At 63.4% G+C, this 14,853-nt stretch carries 15 protein-coding genes; 6 read left to right on the top strand and 9 right to left on the bottom strand.

The genetic code is table 11. The annotated features are described in order from the left end of the window. From K728_RS0117530 to pdxT, 3 genes are all read right to left on the bottom strand, one after another. A partial coding sequence (locus K728_RS0117530; protein ID WP_024477484.1) for a crossover junction endodeoxyribonuclease RuvC occupies nucleotides 1-411 on the bottom strand: 411 nt, incomplete at its 3' end. A gap of 49 nt (nucleotides 412-460) precedes the next feature. After that, on the bottom strand, nucleotides 461-1,219 hold the full coding sequence (locus tag K728_RS0117525; RefSeq protein ID WP_024477483.1) for a YebC/PmpR family DNA-binding transcriptional regulator: 759 nt from the start codon (nucleotides 1,217-1,219) through the stop codon (nucleotides 461-463). Beyond that, nucleotides 1,203-1,919 (bottom strand): pyridoxal 5'-phosphate synthase glutaminase subunit PdxT, encoded by a 717-nt coding sequence (gene pdxT, locus K728_RS0117520; protein WP_024477482.1) that lies wholly within the window; start codon nucleotides 1,917-1,919, stop codon nucleotides 1,203-1,205. Before pdxT ends, K728_RS0117525 begins: the two co-directional genes overlap by 17 nt. A gap of 69 nt (nucleotides 1,920-1,988) precedes the next feature. On the opposite strand from pdxT, the gene K728_RS0117515 reads away from it, so the two are divergent. Together K728_RS0117515 and K728_RS0117510 are read left to right on the top strand one after the other, a co-directional pair. Next, complete coding sequence (locus K728_RS0117515; RefSeq protein WP_024477481.1) at nucleotides 1,989-3,260, top strand: Mur ligase family protein; 1,272 nt, start codon at nucleotides 1,989-1,991, stop codon at nucleotides 3,258-3,260. After that, a complete protein-coding gene (locus tag K728_RS0117510; protein ID WP_019482443.1) occupies nucleotides 3,260-3,982 on the top strand; it encodes a type 1 glutamine amidotransferase in 723 nt (240 codons plus the stop codon). Before K728_RS0117515 ends, K728_RS0117510 begins: the two co-directional genes overlap by 1 nt. A gap of 15 nt (nucleotides 3,983-3,997) precedes the next feature. Here the strand turns inward: K728_RS0117510 and K728_RS0117505 are convergent, their stop codons facing one another. Then, nucleotides 3,998-5,284, bottom strand: coding sequence for a CapA family protein (locus K728_RS0117505; RefSeq protein WP_024477480.1), 1,287 nt, complete (start codon nucleotides 5,282-5,284; stop codon nucleotides 3,998-4,000). A 127-nt stretch (nucleotides 5,285-5,411) separates the two neighbouring features. Between K728_RS0117505 and K728_RS0117500 the strand changes: the two genes are divergently transcribed. Together K728_RS0117500 and K728_RS20300 are read left to right on the top strand one after the other, a co-directional pair. Next, complete coding sequence (locus K728_RS0117500) at nucleotides 5,412-7,421, top strand: M3 family metallopeptidase (protein ID WP_024477479.1); 2,010 nt, start codon at nucleotides 5,412-5,414, stop codon at nucleotides 7,419-7,421. A 6-nt stretch (nucleotides 7,422-7,427) separates the two neighbouring features. After that, nucleotides 7,428-8,138 (top strand): GNAT family N-acetyltransferase, encoded by a 711-nt coding sequence (locus K728_RS20300; RefSeq protein ID WP_024477478.1) that lies wholly within the window; start codon nucleotides 7,428-7,430, stop codon nucleotides 8,136-8,138. A 64-nt stretch (nucleotides 8,139-8,202) separates the two neighbouring features. On the opposite strand, the gene pdxS is transcribed toward K728_RS20300, so the two are convergent. The 4 genes from pdxS to thrS form a co-directional block, all read right to left on the bottom strand. Continuing rightward, nucleotides 8,203-9,117 (bottom strand): pyridoxal 5'-phosphate synthase lyase subunit PdxS, encoded by a 915-nt coding sequence (pdxS, locus tag K728_RS0117490; RefSeq protein ID WP_024477477.1) that lies wholly within the window; start codon nucleotides 9,115-9,117, stop codon nucleotides 8,203-8,205. A 67-nt stretch (nucleotides 9,118-9,184) separates the two neighbouring features. Next, on the bottom strand, nucleotides 9,185-9,805 hold the full coding sequence (gene pgsA, locus K728_RS0117485; protein WP_024477476.1) for a phosphatidylinositol phosphate synthase: 621 nt from the start codon (nucleotides 9,803-9,805) through the stop codon (nucleotides 9,185-9,187). Continuing rightward, a complete protein-coding gene (locus tag K728_RS0117480; RefSeq protein ID WP_019482449.1) occupies nucleotides 9,795-10,418 on the bottom strand; it encodes an HIT family protein in 624 nt (207 codons plus the stop codon). Before K728_RS0117480 ends, pgsA begins: the two co-directional genes overlap by 11 nt. A 5-nt stretch (nucleotides 10,419-10,423) precedes the next feature. After that, entirely contained in the window at nucleotides 10,424-12,439 is a 2,016-nt protein-coding gene (gene thrS / locus K728_RS0117475; RefSeq protein ID WP_024477475.1) for a threonine--tRNA ligase, read from the bottom strand. 127 nt (nucleotides 12,440-12,566) lie between these two features. Here thrS and K728_RS0117470 point away from each other — a divergent pair, with 127 nt between their 5' ends. Beyond that, nucleotides 12,567-13,004 carry a VOC family protein gene (locus tag K728_RS0117470; protein ID WP_019482451.1) on the top strand — a complete coding sequence of 146 codons (438 nt, stop codon included), beginning with the start codon at nucleotides 12,567-12,569 and terminating at the stop codon, nucleotides 13,002-13,004. Nucleotides 13,005-13,162: 158 nt separating this feature from the next. Next, nucleotides 13,163-13,420, top strand: a complete 258-nt coding sequence (locus tag K728_RS0117465) for a mycoredoxin (RefSeq protein ID WP_024477474.1) — start codon at nucleotides 13,163-13,165, stop codon at nucleotides 13,418-13,420. Between the two features lie 115 nt (nucleotides 13,421-13,535). Here the strand turns inward: K728_RS0117465 and K728_RS19905 are convergent. After that, nucleotides 13,536-14,853, bottom strand: a 1,318-nt coding sequence (locus K728_RS19905; protein ID WP_024477473.1) for an HNH endonuclease, incomplete at its 5' end; no start/stop codon positions are given.

The raw sequence follows: 14,853 nt of genomic DNA, 5'->3' as shown, positions 1-14,853 counted from the left end.
CGTATCGAGCCGAAGGATTTTGGTGACCATCTTGGTGACCGCTACCTTGTCTGACTGCCCGTTACCGGTGACGGCCGCCTTCACCTCGGTGGGGGTATGAAGGGCCACCGGGATGCCACGCCGGGCGGCCGCGACCATGACGACGCCGGAGGCCTGGGCTGTGCCCATGACGGTACTCACGTTCAGCTGGCTGAACACACGTTCGACGGCGAGCACGTCGGGTGCGTGGGTATCCAGCCAATCGTCGACGGCGTCGGAAATCACGAGCAGCCGACGGTCCAGTAACTGGTCGGCGGGGGTGCCGACCACTCCGACGGCGACGAGCGTTGACCGGCGGTTGGGTTCAATGTCGACTACTGCCAGCCCGCAGCGGGTCAGCCCCGGGTCCACTCCCATCACGCGCAGGGTCATGCGGCAGCCCGGCGATGATGCGACTGGGCGGGAAGGGTTGCCACTGGGTTTAGTCGTCGCCGTCCAGCTCGGCGAGCACCTCGTCGGAGAGGTCGGCGTTTGAGTAGACGTTCTGGACGTCGTCGAGGTCCTCGAGTGCGTCAACCAGGCGGATGAACTTGCGGGCGCCGTCGGCGTCGAGCTCCACCTGCATTGAGGGTACGAACTCGGCCTCGTCGGTGTCGTAGCCGATCCCGGCTTCCTCAAGACCCGCCACCACGGCGCGGAGATCCTGCGGTTCTGAGATGACCTCAAAGCGGCCGGCTGTTTCCTTGACCTCTTCGGCGCCGGCGTCCAGCACGGCGAGGAGAAGATCATCCTCGGTGAGTTCGCCGCTTGGCAGTGTAACCACGCCCTTGCGGGTGAAGAGGTAGGACACCGACCCCGGGTCGGCCATAGAGCCGCCGTTGCGGGTGACCCCTAACCGGACCTCCGAAGCGGCGCGGTTCTTGTTGTCGGTCAAACATTCGATGAGCAGGGCCGAGCCCTGCGGCCCGCGGGCCTCATACATGATGGTCTGGTATTCGACGGCGTCGCCCAGCAGACCGGCGCCGCGTTTGACGGCACGGTTGATGTTGTCGATCGGCACGGACGTCTTCTTCGCCTTCTGCACCGCCAGTTCAAGACCAGGGTTGCCGGCCATATCGGCGCCGCCCGCACGGGCGGCGACCTCAATATTCTTGATCAGTTTGGCAAAGGATTTGGCGCGCTTCGCATCAATCGCGGCCTTCTTGTGTTTGGTTGTTGCCCATTTAGAGTGCCCCGACATGATCTACCGTTCTCCTTACGATCATCTGCATAAACAATTCGTGAATCCGCCGCTCCCCGGTTACCTCGGGATGAAAGCTCGTGGCGAGTAGGTTCCCCGACCGCACCGCAACAATCCTAGCGACCCGGTTCGAATCGGGATGCTGCCCCGTGAGACCGGCTGGCTGCGCTGGTACCTGCGCGAGGACCTCGACCGAGGGACCCACCCGCTCGACCCAGGGCGCCCTGATGAATACCGCGTGGACCGGCTGGACCTTCCCGGAGCGCTCCGGAGCCAACCCCGAGAACTCGAGCTCCGTTTCGAAGGAGTCCCGTTGCCGCCCAAAAGCGTTGCGGCGCACCACGATGTCCAGCCCGCCGAGGGTTTGCTGCGGGCGGCCCTGCAGGTCGGTCGCCGGGTCGGCGATGGCATCGGCGAGCATGATCATCCCCGCGCAGGACCCGTAGACCGGCAGCCCCGCACTGATGAGCTCACGAAGTGGCTCTGCCAGGTCGAAGGCGCGGGTCAGCTTGTCGATGGCAGTCGATTCGCCGCCAGGAATGATGAGGCCGTCAAGTCCGGCCAGCTCGCCGGGCCGGCGAATAGCGCTCGACCGTCCGCCGAGGGACTCTACGGTGCGGATATGTTCCCGCACGTCACCCTGGACGGCCAACACGCCGATATGCACGCCGGATGTGTCCGGTGCGGGGAATGTGGTCATCTGACCATTCTAGGTTGGGGTGCACGTCAGAGGATAAACCGCCGCCCTGACTGCGATAAGTTAGGTTCCATGTTTCCCTTTAGTGTCCTGGTCGGTAAGGCCGTGCGCCGCATCTCGCGGTTGCGTGGCGGAGGCTCGGCGCTGCCTGGCCTCGTGGTCGAGAAAATCGATCCTGGGTTCATGGGTCGCGCCCTGACCGGTCTGCCCCATGGGGTGGTGGTGATCAGCGGAACCAATGGGAAGACGACCACCACAAAGATGGTGGTGGAACTGCTGCAGGGCCAGGGCCTGACGGTGTTCACCAACCGGACCGGCAGCAATTTCACCCGCGGGGTTGCCGCCGCGCTGTTGGGCGACGTGAACTGGCGGGGCAGGCTCAAAGCTGACATCGCCGTGCTGGAACTGGATGAGGCGCATGCAGTCCACTTCGTGAAACTGGTGCCTCCTACTCATTGCCTTCTGTTGAACGTGCTCCGCGACCAGCTCGACCGTTTTGGTGAGATTGACCAAACCACACGGTTGTTGGAACAGATCGCCGCGAAGACCACTGGCACAGTCGTCTTGAACCGTGAGGATCCCCGGGTGGCCGGAATTGCCTCGACCGTGCCGAACGCAAAGATCGCCTACTTCGGTCTCGATTCCTCGTTGCGCAACACCTTCCCCAACGACGACGAGCTGCGCGGCGACATTGGGGTCGCTCCCCCCTCAAGCCTTCCCGCTGACGTCATCCTGGAACACGTCGACGGTAACTCGGCGTCCTTCCGGGTCGACGGCGAACTGACCAGCGTGGACCTGCAGCTTCGTGGCGTCTACAACATCTTCAATGCCGCAGCCGCCCTGGCCACCGCGCGGACCGTTCTGGGTGACGCCATCAACCGGGCGGCCCTGTTCGCCTCCCTGGCCACCGTTGAGCCGGCCTTCGGGCGCGGCGAATCGCTCGTGGTGGACGGCAAGCCGTTGGAACTGGTGCTGGTGAAGAATCCCAGTGGGTTCCGGCTGGGGCTGAAATCGTTCGATGCCACCGGCTACGCCACCATGATCGCGATCAACGACAATTACGCCGACGGCCGGGACATGTCCTGGTTGTGGGACGTCGACTTTGATTCGCTTGGTCTGGCTGGAGTGGAAATGGTCAGCGGCGTCCGTGCGTATGACATGGCTTTGCGGTTGAAGTACGACGACGTCGAGGTGCGGGCCGTGGAGCCCGACACAACGGCTGCGCTCCGGGCGTTCATCAGCTCAACCTCTGGCCAGCCGAAACGGATTTTCTGCACCTACACGGCCATGCTCGCGGTCCGGCGCGACCTCTCCAAGATCACAACAGTCGAGGTGGTTTCCTGATGACCAAAGGCACCCTTAACATCCTTCAGCTCTACCCGAAGGAAATGAACATCTATGGAGACTGGGGCAATGTCCTGGTCCTGAAGCAGCGGCTGACCTGGCACGGGTATACCGCGAACATCCTCGAGCACAGCGCCGGCGACGAGTTCCCCGACGACGTCGACCTGATCATCGGCGGCGGTGGGCAGGACAGTGGACAACTGGTCATCCAGCAGGACCTGCAGGCCATCGCGCCGAGGCTCAGGGAGCTCGCCGAGGATGGTCTGCCCATGCTGGTGATCTGCGGGCTGTATCAACTGTTCGGAAAGTTTTTCAAGACCCACGACGGGACGATCATCCCGGGCATCGGAATCCTTGACCTCGAAACTCATGGGACCAACGAACGCCTGATCGGCAATGTGGTGGCGGACAGCGAGGAGTTCGGCGAGATCCACGGGTACGAGAACCACAGTGGCCAAACCCACCTGGGTGCTGGCGTCAGGCCGCTGGGAACTGTCACCAAGGGTGCCGGCAACAATTCGCAGGACGGGCACGAGGGTGCACGCCACCTGAACGTTGTTGCGAGCTATCTGCACGGATCATTGCTCCCAAAGAATCCGGCGATCGCCGACTTCCTGCTGCGGAAGGCTGCCGAACGGAAGTTCGGGTCATTCGAGCCGGCTGATCTGGACGACAGTCTCGCCGATTTGGCCCGCCGGCATGCAGGGGCGCGACCCCGCTAGAGTCGCCCGCCGGGATCATCTGTCGTTGGCGAGGTCCCAGGGGTGGGCGCCGTCGGCCACCGCACCGAAGGTGTCGACAACCGCGCCGATTCGGTCGCTGACCTCCGCTTCCCGTTCCGGGGAGGTGCAGGTGCCGGGCACCTGGTTCGGCCCCAGCGCGCACCAGCGATACGGGTCGCTGACAATGATCGACGGCAGCCAGGCCAGGTCGCTAACGCTCCAGTCGCCGTCGGTTTCGGCGAATTGGGCCCTGATCATCAGCCCCTCATTATTGACGGCGTGAACGGGAGACAATTCACTGACACCGTTGCCGAGCCCGTAAACAATCCAGGTGTCGTTGTATTTTTCGATCGGCAGCACCGAGTGTGTGTGGTGTCCGTAGATGAAGTCGACCTCACCGCTATCGGCCAGGGCGTGGGCTACCTCCACCTGTTGCGCGTTGGGCAGCGTCGCATACTCGTCGCCGGCGTGGATGGCGGCGATGACGACGTCGGCCCCCTCCGCCCTGGCCTGCCGGGCCTTGGCGGTCATCACGTCGGCGTCGATCAGGTCCACCTGCCAGGGCTGTTCAGGGATCAGCCCGTTGAGACCGTAGGTCGCCTGAATGACAGCCACCCGTGCCGCGGGAGTTTCGAGGATCAGGACTTCCCCGGCGGCCGCCTCATCGGCGTAGGACCCGGTGTGTTCAAGCCCAACTCCGTCCAGCACGTCGAGCGTGCGGGTCAGACCCTCAGTGCCGGCGTCGATGGTGTGGTTGCTAGCCGTAGTGCAGGCGTCGTAGCCGACCGCTTTCGCAGCCTCAAGGATCTGGGGCGGCACGTTGAACTGTGGGTAGCCGCTGAACGGCCCCTCGGGGACCGCCACCGGGGTTTCCAGATGACAGATTCCAAGGTCGGCGTAATCGAGGTATTCGCGCTGCCCGGACAGCAGCGGCTCAAAATCAAACGGTACCGCTGCGCCCCCGGAGGCCTTGCCGCCGACGGCATCAGCCGCCGCCTGGTCCCAAAGGCCGGGGTGGAGCAGCAGGTCGCCAGTGGCCGCCACGCTGAAGCACCGGTCCGCGTCGCAGGGCGGACCCTTCCCGGGAGTGCTCTCGGGGGTTGGTTCGGCGACCGGCGAAGGCGTTGCGGGGCTGCCGGACGTCGTCGGAGCGGCAGCCGTCGTCGTCGGACCCTGGCCCGCGGTACCGCCCTGCCCATCCGGGGCCTGCCCATCCGGGGTACCGCCATCCACTCCGGAGCAGCCGCTGAGGAGCCCGACGCCAAGCGCCAGTGCGGCGATCCTGCGTGGCACAGCTCTCATTTGCGACTCCTTTGACGGCTATCCCCATGATAGGCGCCGCGACCCAACCCGGCGCAGGGTCGCCTCGGGTGGTTTCGGGGGCCGGGGTGCTGCGGAGCTGACCACCCATGTGTAAGGGTTAGTTGTTATGAGCAACCCCTTCCTTGCACCCAGTACCCTGCCGTATCAGCTTCCACCGTTTGGGTTGATCCAGGATGACCACTACCTGCCGGCCTTTGAGACGGGTTTCGCCGAGCATCTCGCCGAGATCGATGCGATCGTCTCCGCGCAGGAACCAGCGGACTTCGAGAACACCATCGTGGCCCTTGAGCGGGCTGGGGAAACCCTGCGCCGGGTGGCACTGGTGTTCTACAACAGCTCGTCCTCCCACTCGACTCCCGCGATTCAGGAGCTCGAAACCGAGGTGGCGCCACGTTATGCCGCTCATCAAGACAACATCTTCCTGAATCGCGGACTGTTTGAACGGGTCAGCGCAGTGTCCACTGATGGGCTGGATGCCGAGGCGGCACGCCTGGTCCAGGAATACGTGAAACGGTTTATCAGCGCAGGCGCCCAACTCGACGACGAAGCGCAGGACAGGCTCCGGGCGTTGAACACCGAACTGTCCCAACTCAGCACCGACTTCCAGCAGCGGCTGTTGAAGGACACCAACCGCTCAGCACTGCTGATTGACACGGCTGAAGAACTGGACGGCCTCTCAGCGGATGACATTGGCTCAGCTGCCGCAGCAGCCGAATCGGCCGGCCACCCGGGAAAGTACCTGCTGACCCTGATTCTGCCAACGGCCCAGCCTGCGCTCGAGACTCTCACCAACCGTGCGACGCGTCAGCGCCTGCATGAGGCGTCAGTGAACCGGGGCTTCGCAGACAACGAATACGGCACGCTAACCATCGCCGCACGGATGGCAGAGCTGCGCGCCGAACGGGCCGCGCTGTTGGGCTTCGACAGCCACGCCGCGGCTGCCACGGACGACCAGACAGCTCCGTCGCTCGACGCCATTCACCGGATGCTGGGGCAACTGGCCCCGGCGGCGGTTCGTAACGCACGGGAAGAGGTGGTGGAGCTGGAGGCCGCCGCCGGTCACCCGATCGAGGCGTGGGACTGGGCGTATTACTCCGAGAAGGTACGCGCCGCCAAGTTTGACGTCGACCTCGCTTCGCTGCGTCAGTACTTCGAGTTGGAGCGAGTCCTGCAGGACGGGATTTTCTTCGCCGCCAACCGATTGTACGGACTGACTTTCACCGAGCGGGACGATCTGGAGGGTTACCACCCAGAGGTACGGGTCTGGGAAGTCAAGGACGCCGACGGCGAAGGGCTGGGCCTGTTCCTCGGCGACTATTACACCCGGGACACCAAGAATGGCGGGGCCTGGATGAACTCCTTCGTGGAGCAGTCGGCACTGAACGGCACCCATGCCGTAGTCATCAACAACCTCAACGTTCCCAAGCCGCCCGCCGGCGAGCCGACCCTGCTGACTTTCGATCAGGTGGTGACCACGTTCCACGAGTTCGGGCACGCACTGCACGGATTGTTCTCCTCGGTCACCTACCCCACGTTCTCGGGGACCAGTGTGCCGCGGGACTTCGTCGAGTATCCGTCGCAGGTTAACGAAATGTGGATTCTGTGGCCCGAGGTGGTCGCCAATTACGCCAAGCATTACCAGACCGGTGAAGCGCTGCCGGCGGAGACCGTCGATAAGCTGCTCGCCGCGCAGACCTGGGGCGAAGGCTTCGCGACCACGGAATACCTGGGCGCGGCGTTGCTCGACCTGGCCTGGCACGCGATTCCGGCGGGGACCACGGTTGCTGATCCGGTCGCCTTTGAGCGGGAAGCGCTCACCTCAGCAGGACTCGACTTTTCCCCGGTCCCGCCTCGGTACCGCACCGGCTATTTCAAGCACATCTTCGCGGGTGGGTATTCGGCTGCCTATTACGCCTACATCTGGAGCGAAGTGCTGGACGCTGACACGGTCGAATGGTTCAAATCCTCAGGCGGCTTGACCCGCGAAAACGGTGACCATTTCCGGACCGAGCTGCTCTCCCGCGGCAACAGCATCGACCCGTTGCAGGCGTTCCGCAACTTCCGCGGCCGCGACGCCCTGCTTGAGCCGCTGCTGACTCGCCGAGGGCTGGTCTAAGTCACCATGGTCACCATCGCGGCGTGCCAGCGCCTGCAACGTTCCTGGTTTGCCGCGTTGTCCTCGGCGACGGGGGGACGCACCTTCACGACCCACGGGTCCGACTGGGTGTGGCTGCCAGCGCGCCGCGAACTGATCCTGCTCTTTCCGCAGGAAATCTCTCCGGCAGGGATTCGGCCCGCGTTGGCCGAGGGTGTCCGCCTGGGGGCCCACACGGTGGGCGCCTGGCTGGGCGGCGGTGTCAAGGGCGCACCCCTGACCGGGCTGGGATTCAGCCCAGGCTGGCAGCCCTGGTGGATGGCTGCGCCAGTTGAGGAGCCAGCCGGGTACGACGACGACGCCGCGGTCCTTTCCACCGAAGTCCCCGAATATGGGGGGCCACTGGCGCAAGAACTCAGGGTGGTGCGGTCCCAGCCCCGGCAGGCGTGGCACGCCGTGGCGCGGGTGGATGGCACGGTTGCCGGGGCCGGGTATTCGTTTTACCCATCGGGGGTTCCCGGGCTCCGAGGATTGGGCGGCATCTTCAACATGGAGGTGCTTCAGGAGTATCAGCGGCGCGGTCTGGGCACCGCGCTGCTGAGCAGGCTCGCCAAGGCTGCTGCCGCCTCAGGCGCCGAGCATCTGGCGCTGAACGCGACCCCACAGGGTTATGAATTGTACTCACAGCGTGGTTTTGAACTGATCGGCAGAGGCCAGACCTACTGGCTGCAGCTGTAGCAACCAAAAGAGCGGAACACCAGAATCTGGTGATCCGCTCTTTTGTTCTCTGTAACCTGGGTGTTTACCAGCCGCGCTCAGCGAGGCGGTGAGGCTCAGGGATTTCGTCCACGTTGATGCCGACCATTGCTTCGCCGAGGCCACGGGAGACCTTGGCGATCATCTCGGGATCGTCGTGGAAGGTGGTGGCCTTCACGATGGCCGCGGCGCGTTCCGCCGGATTACCTGACTTGAAGATACCCGAGCCGACGAACACGCCGTCAGCGCCAAGCTGCATCATCATTGCTGCATCGGACGGTGTGGCGATGCCACCCGCGGTGAAGAGCACAACGGGGAGCTTACCGGTCCGGGCAACTTCCTTGACCAGATCGAACGGAGCCTGAAGTTCCTTGGCGGCGACATACAATTCGTCCTCGGCCATCGAGGACAGGCGGGAAATCTCCGACCGGATTTTCCGCATGTGCATCGTGGCGTTGGAGACGTCGCCGGTGCCGGCCTCGCCCTTGGACCTGATCATTGCGGCACCTTCATTGAGGCGGCGCAGCGCCTCGCCGAGGTTGGTGGCACCGCAGACGAAGGGAGCGGTGAACTTCCATTTGTCGATGTGGTTGGCGTAGTCAGCCGGGGTCAGGACCTCGGACTCGTCAATGTAATCGACGCCAAGGGACTGCAGCACCTGCGCCTCAACAAAGTGGCCGATTCTCGCCTTTGCCATCACCGGAATGGAGACAGCCGCAATGATGCTGTCGATCATGTCCGGATCGCTCATTCGGGACACGCCACCCTGCGCACGGATGTCGGCGGGTACCCGCTCGAGCGCCATGACGGCGACGGCGCCCGCATCTTCGGCGATGCGCGCCTGCTCTGCGGTGACCACGTCCATGATGACGCCGCCCTTGAGCATTTCTGCCATGCCGCGCTTGACCCGGCTACTGCCGGTCACGGGCGCGGTTGTCGAATTTTCTTCAACGGTGGACACAATTCGCCCCTAAGTTAGGTAAAAGATAACAATTAATAATACGCCCGCGGATGGGCCGGATCTGCCGTTAGCGGGTCTCGTTGGCTGCCATCGCCTGTTTGTGCACAGCCACCACGCGCTGGATCACCGTTGCAACGCTTGCGAGAGCCAGCAGGATCAGGACGGTGAGCAGGAAACCATGCGGCAGCCCGAGACCGGTCAGGCCGGTTACTACCAGGACCGACACCAGCCGTTCAGCTCGCTCGGCGATCCCCACGTTGGCCGTGAAGCCCAGAGATTCGGCCTTCGCCCGGGCATAGGAGACCAGCATGCCGAGAACCAGACAGGCCAAAGCTGCAATGGCGATGGGTGTGTTGTTGCCGTCTCCAAAGAACCAGATGGCGACCCCGGCGAACAGGGCGCCGTCGGCAATCCGGTCAAGGGTTGAGTCGAGGAAGTTCCCCCAGGTCCCCCCGGTGCCTTTGATGCGGGCCATGATGCCGTCGACCAGGTCCGAGAAGACGAAGAGAGTGATGAAGACGGTGCCCCAGAACAGTTCACCCATCGGGTAGAAGACGAGAGCGCCGATCACGACGCCGAGCGTGCCAACGATGGTTACCGTGTCGGGCGAGACTCCCCATTTGAGCAGGAGCCTGGCGAGTGGACTGAACAGGGTGGTGAAGAACCTGCGTGCATATTTATTCAGCACCGGTGCCACCAGCGTTCTCGGCCCGCGGCCAACCTGCGGCCATCTGCGTTCTGACTTCGTCCAGCGTCTGGGTGATGGCCTTGGTTTGCGCGATGATTGGCAGGAAGTTGCCGTCCCCACCCCACCGTGGGACCACGTGCTGGTGCAGGTGGGCTGCGATGCCTGCACCGCCGGTCACCCCCTGATTCATCCCGAGATTGAATCCGGTGGGTTTGGCTACGTCGCGCAGCACCCGCATGGCCGTCTGGGTGAGTTCGGCGATCTCGACGGTTTCGTTGCTGTCGACGTCGGTGTAGTCCGGGACATGGCGGTAGGGGCAGACCAGGAGGTGGCCCGGGTTGTAGGGGAACAGGTTCAGGATTACGTAGGCATAGGTGCCCCGGTGCACGATGAGTGACTCCTCGTCGGTGCGCGACGGAGCGACACAGAACGGGCAGTCGTCCTTGTCTTTGAACTGTGACTGCCCGCCCTTGATGTAGGCCAACCGATGCGGAGTCCAGAGGCGCTGAAAAGCGTCAGGTACGCCACCAATCTCGAAATCGTCGGTCACACCGTCATCGCCGGGATAACGCCCGTCGGCGTTTTGCCCGTCAGCCCCCGTAGCACTCTCCATACGTTTTACTTGTCCCGATTCCGGACAGCTTCGACAATGCGTCGGACTGCCTCGTCGACCGGCACCTGGTTGTCCTGGCTGCCGTCCCTGAACCTGAAGGATACGGCCCCGGCGTCCTGGTCGTCACCGCCGGCGATCAGCACAAACGGAACCTTTTCCTTGCTCGCGGTGCGGATCTTCTTGGGGAACCGATCAGTGCCAATGTCCACTTGTGCGCGGATGCCTTCGGCTTTGAGCTTGTCAACGACGTCGAACAGGTACTCGTTGAAGGCTTCAGCGACCGGGATGGCGAGTACCTGGACCGGGGCAAGCCAGGCCGGGAACGCGCCGGCGTAGTGCTCGGTAAGGACACCCATGAACCGTTCGATGGAGCCGAACAGTGCACGGTGGATCATCACTGGTCGCTGGCGGGTGCCATCCGCGGCCTGGTATTCGAGCTCGAACCGCTCCGGCAGGTTGAAGTCCAGCTGGATGGTGGACATCTGCCAGGTGCGACCGATGGCGTCCCGGGCCTGGACAGAAATCTTGGGACCGTAGAACGCTGCTCCGCCGGGATCAGGCCGCAGTTCCAGACCCGAGGCTTCGCCCACCTCGGCGAGGGTCCGGGTAGCTTCCTCCCAGATATCGTCGGAACCTACCGACTTTTCAGGGTTCTTGGTGGAAAGTTCCAGGTAAAAATCATCCAGCCCGTAGTCCTTGAGCAGTCCGAGAACAAAGTTGAGCGTCTCGGTGAGCTCGTCCTTCATCTGTTCGCGGGTGCAGTAGATGTGGGCGTCGTCCTGGGTCATGCCACGGACGCGGGTCAGGCCGTGCACCACACCCGATTTTTCATACCGGTAGACGGAGCCGAACTCGAACATCCGCAGCGGCAGTTCGCGGTAGGACCGACCGCGGGACTTGAAGATCAGGTTGTGCATGGGGCAGTTCATCGGCTTGAGGTAGTAGTCCTGGCCCGGCTTGCGCACCGTGCCGTCCTCATTGAGTTCCTCGTCGACGTGCATTGCCGGGAACATACCGTCGCGATACCAGTCCAGGTGGCCCGACACCTCGTAGAGGTGTCCCTTGGTGATATGCGGGGTGTAGACGAACTCGTAGCCGGCGTCGACGTGACGCTGACGCGAGTAATCTTCCATCGCCTTGCGGATGATTCCGCCCTTGGGGTGGAACACCGGCAGGCCGGAACCGAGCTCATCTGGGAACGAGAACAGGTCCAGCTCGGTGCCGAGTTTGCGGTGGTCGCGGCGCTCGGCTTCGGCGATACGTTCCTGGTAGGCCTTCAGCTCGTCTTTGGTGGGCCAGGCGGTGCCGTAGATGCGTTGCAGCTGCTGGTTCTTTTCGCTTCCACGCCAGTAGGCTGCGGCGGACCGGGTCAGGGCGTACGCGTTCGAAATGAGTTTGGTGCTCGGCAGGTGCGGACCGCGGCAGAGGTCCTTCCAGACGACGTCGCCGCTTTTGCGATCGATGTTGTCGTAAATGGTCAGTTCGCCGGCACCGACCTCGACTGACGCGCCGTCGTCGTCGGTGATATCGCCCGAACCGCCCTTGAGGCCGATCAGTTCCAGCTTGTACGGCTCGTCGGCCATCGCTTCGCGGGCTTCAGCCTCGGTTGCGACCCTGCGAACAAACAGCTGGTTGCTGTTCACGATTTTCAGCATCATCTTCTCAAGCTGCTTCAGATCGTCGGGGGTAAAGGGAGCCTCAACGTCGAAGTCGAAATAGAACCCGTCGGTGATGTACGGGCCGATACCCAGTTTGGCGCCTGGGCGCAGCTGCTGGACGGCCTGTGCCATAACGTGTGCGGCCGAGTGGCGCAGCACTTCCAGACCCTCGGGCGAACCGATCGTGATGGGCTCCACCTGGGCGTCGGCGGGGATTGGCTGATCGAGATCCACCAGTTCCCCATTCACCCGGACGACGACGACGTCGCGGCGTTCGGCGAACAGGTCAACGCCGGAAGTGCCCGTGGTCACCTGGTGCTCTTCGCCGTCGACGATGAGGGTGATATGGGAGGGCGCTGACACAGTGGTCTCCTAGCAAAGGTGGGACGGCGGGTTAACTCTCTGATGGTATCCGCTGTGCTGGACGCGACCAACAACCTTGCTAGCGCGCGCCGGTGCTGAACCGCGAAAGTGTCAGTAGGATCAACTCATGAAACCTCAGGTCTCAGTCATCACGCTGGGCGTCCGCAACCTTGAAACGGCTTACAACTTCTACGCAAAGGCCCTGGGTTGGGACCCCCTGGTTTACGTTCCCGATGAGGTTGCGTTCTTCCAGGTGGGTAATGGTCTGGTGCTGTCCCTCTTCAGGGGTGACCATCTGGCCGCCGAAGCCGGAAATATTGGGCACGGTCCAGTTGCGCCTCCGCTCACCCTGGGCCACAACGTGGATTCCCCCGAAGAGGTGGATACCGTCCTCAATGCCGCTGTTGCCGCAGGAGCAGAACTGATTGCCGAAGGGACCGCGATGAGCTGGGGCGGTTACTCAGGGTATTTCGCGGATCCTGATGGCTTCCACTGGGAGGTCTGCCACAATCCGGGGCTATCAATCGCCGACGACGGCACCGTGTCACTCCGCGAAATCGTCTGACCTGCAGCGACCTGAAAACACTGTTCTGAGAACACTGTTCGTGCAGCGGAATCTAAATGATCCCGTACGTGTTGCACACTGTGCAGGGCAAAATCGACCCTGCACCCAACAACTTCAGCCTTCCGTCTGAAGGTTTCGATAACTTACGAAGGAGCACCGTGGACTACACTCCCGATGCCGGCACGATCACCATGTTCTCAACCAGCTGGTGCGGCTACTGCCGTCGACTGAAGAAGCAGCTCGATGCCAAGGGGATCGGCTACACCGAGATCAATATCGAAGAGGTAGAAGGCACCGCAGCACTGGTGGAATCCCTCAACGGCGGCAACCAGACGGTCCCGACGGTGCTTTTCCCCGATGGATCTGCTGCCACCAACCCCTCGGTATCGGACGTTGTGGCTCGTATCGGCGCGTAGCCCGTTCGCATTGCCACCACCCCTGCGTGTCTCCATTCCTCCCAGGACGCCGTCCTGCTCCCTCGGCCTTTCTTAGCGACCGCGCCTGTCTCTCTGCGGCACCTGGCCGCTCTTTTTAGAAGGGTGGTGGATCGGGGAGCGTGGTGTAGGTTTTGCCGGTCAGTGAGGTGGCGGTGAGGATGCCGGGGTCAGGCTGGTGGTAGTGCCAGTAGCCGTCGGTTTTGAGTTTGTGGTGTTTGCGGCAGAGCGCTGCGAGGTTGTCGTAGCTGGTGGTGCCGCCCTGGTGCCAGGGGATCGTGTGGTCGAGATCGCAGGCCGGGGCTGGCCGGTTGCAGCCGGGGTGTCGGCACGTTTTATCCCTGACGAGTATGGTCCGTCGGAGACTTTCCGGGACCGTATACCGTTCCCGGCCGACGCTCAGGACGGTGCCGGTTTCGGGGTGGGTGAGGATCCGGGTGAATCCCTTGGCGTGGGCGGCAAGTTTCCGGGCGGTGTCCGGGTCGATCGGCCCGTACCCGGCGAGGTCGGCTGGTGTGTTACCACCGAGCAGGGTCATCACGGGTACGGTCACGAACACCACCGGGTGCACCCCCAGAACCGCCGCCAAATCCATCCCACCCGCACCGCTGTCTCCCGCACTGCCGTCTCCAGTACCGCCGTCTCCGGTGGTGCTGCCGTCGTGTTCAACGGGGTGGGCGCGGTTGGTTGGACTGGTTGCTGCCGCGCCGGGTTCGCAGTGGTGGGTGAGGAGGTCTCCGAGGAGGTCGGCTTTGAGTTGGGTGAGGGTGCGGTCTTCTTGCGGGTGTTGCAGGGCACGGGCCATGAAGGTGAGCCGGTGTTCGATGCCGCAGGCCTGTTCGGCGGGAAGATAGGCCGAGAACCAGGCCATGCCGTCGTGGGCGGGGGTGAGTTCCACGTGCCGGTCCTCAACGGCCGCGGCCTTGCGGGTGGTGATGGAATCGGGGTGGAGCTTTTCCCGGATCCGGTGGCAGAGGCTTTTCAACCGGGGTGGGGTCAGGTGCGCTCCGCGTTGGAGGACTTGATCCTCGAACCCGGCCAGCACCTCGGCCGGTAGGAACAGGGCTTCGTCGGCGATGATCTGGGCTTGCCGGATAGCGATCACACCCGCGCCCAGGGACTGGAGGGTTTTCGGGAGGTCCAGGGCCAGGGTCAGGCTGTGATCCAGTAACCGGTGGGCGGCCCGCCCGGAAATGTTCAGTAACGGCGCTAGTTCCTCGACGGTGAGGGTGAACCCAAGCCCTGTGCCGATGCCCTGCCGGGACGAGGCCCGGGACGCAGCGAGGCTTTGCACTTCGCGGTGCAGATCAGCGATCAGTTCGGCCTGCCGGGCTGTGGCCCAGGACAGCAACCGATCCGCGGCCAGTAACAGGTCCGAGATCCCCGCCACCGGATCCGACGCTTCGTCAGATGGT

This window comes from Arthrobacter sp. CAL618, assembly GCF_000468215.1.
GTDB lineage: Bacteria > Actinomycetota > Actinomycetes > Actinomycetales > Micrococcaceae > Arthrobacter_D.
The sequence above is the reverse complement of the archived record's forward strand: the minus strand, read 5'-3'. Positions and strand labels throughout refer to the sequence as shown.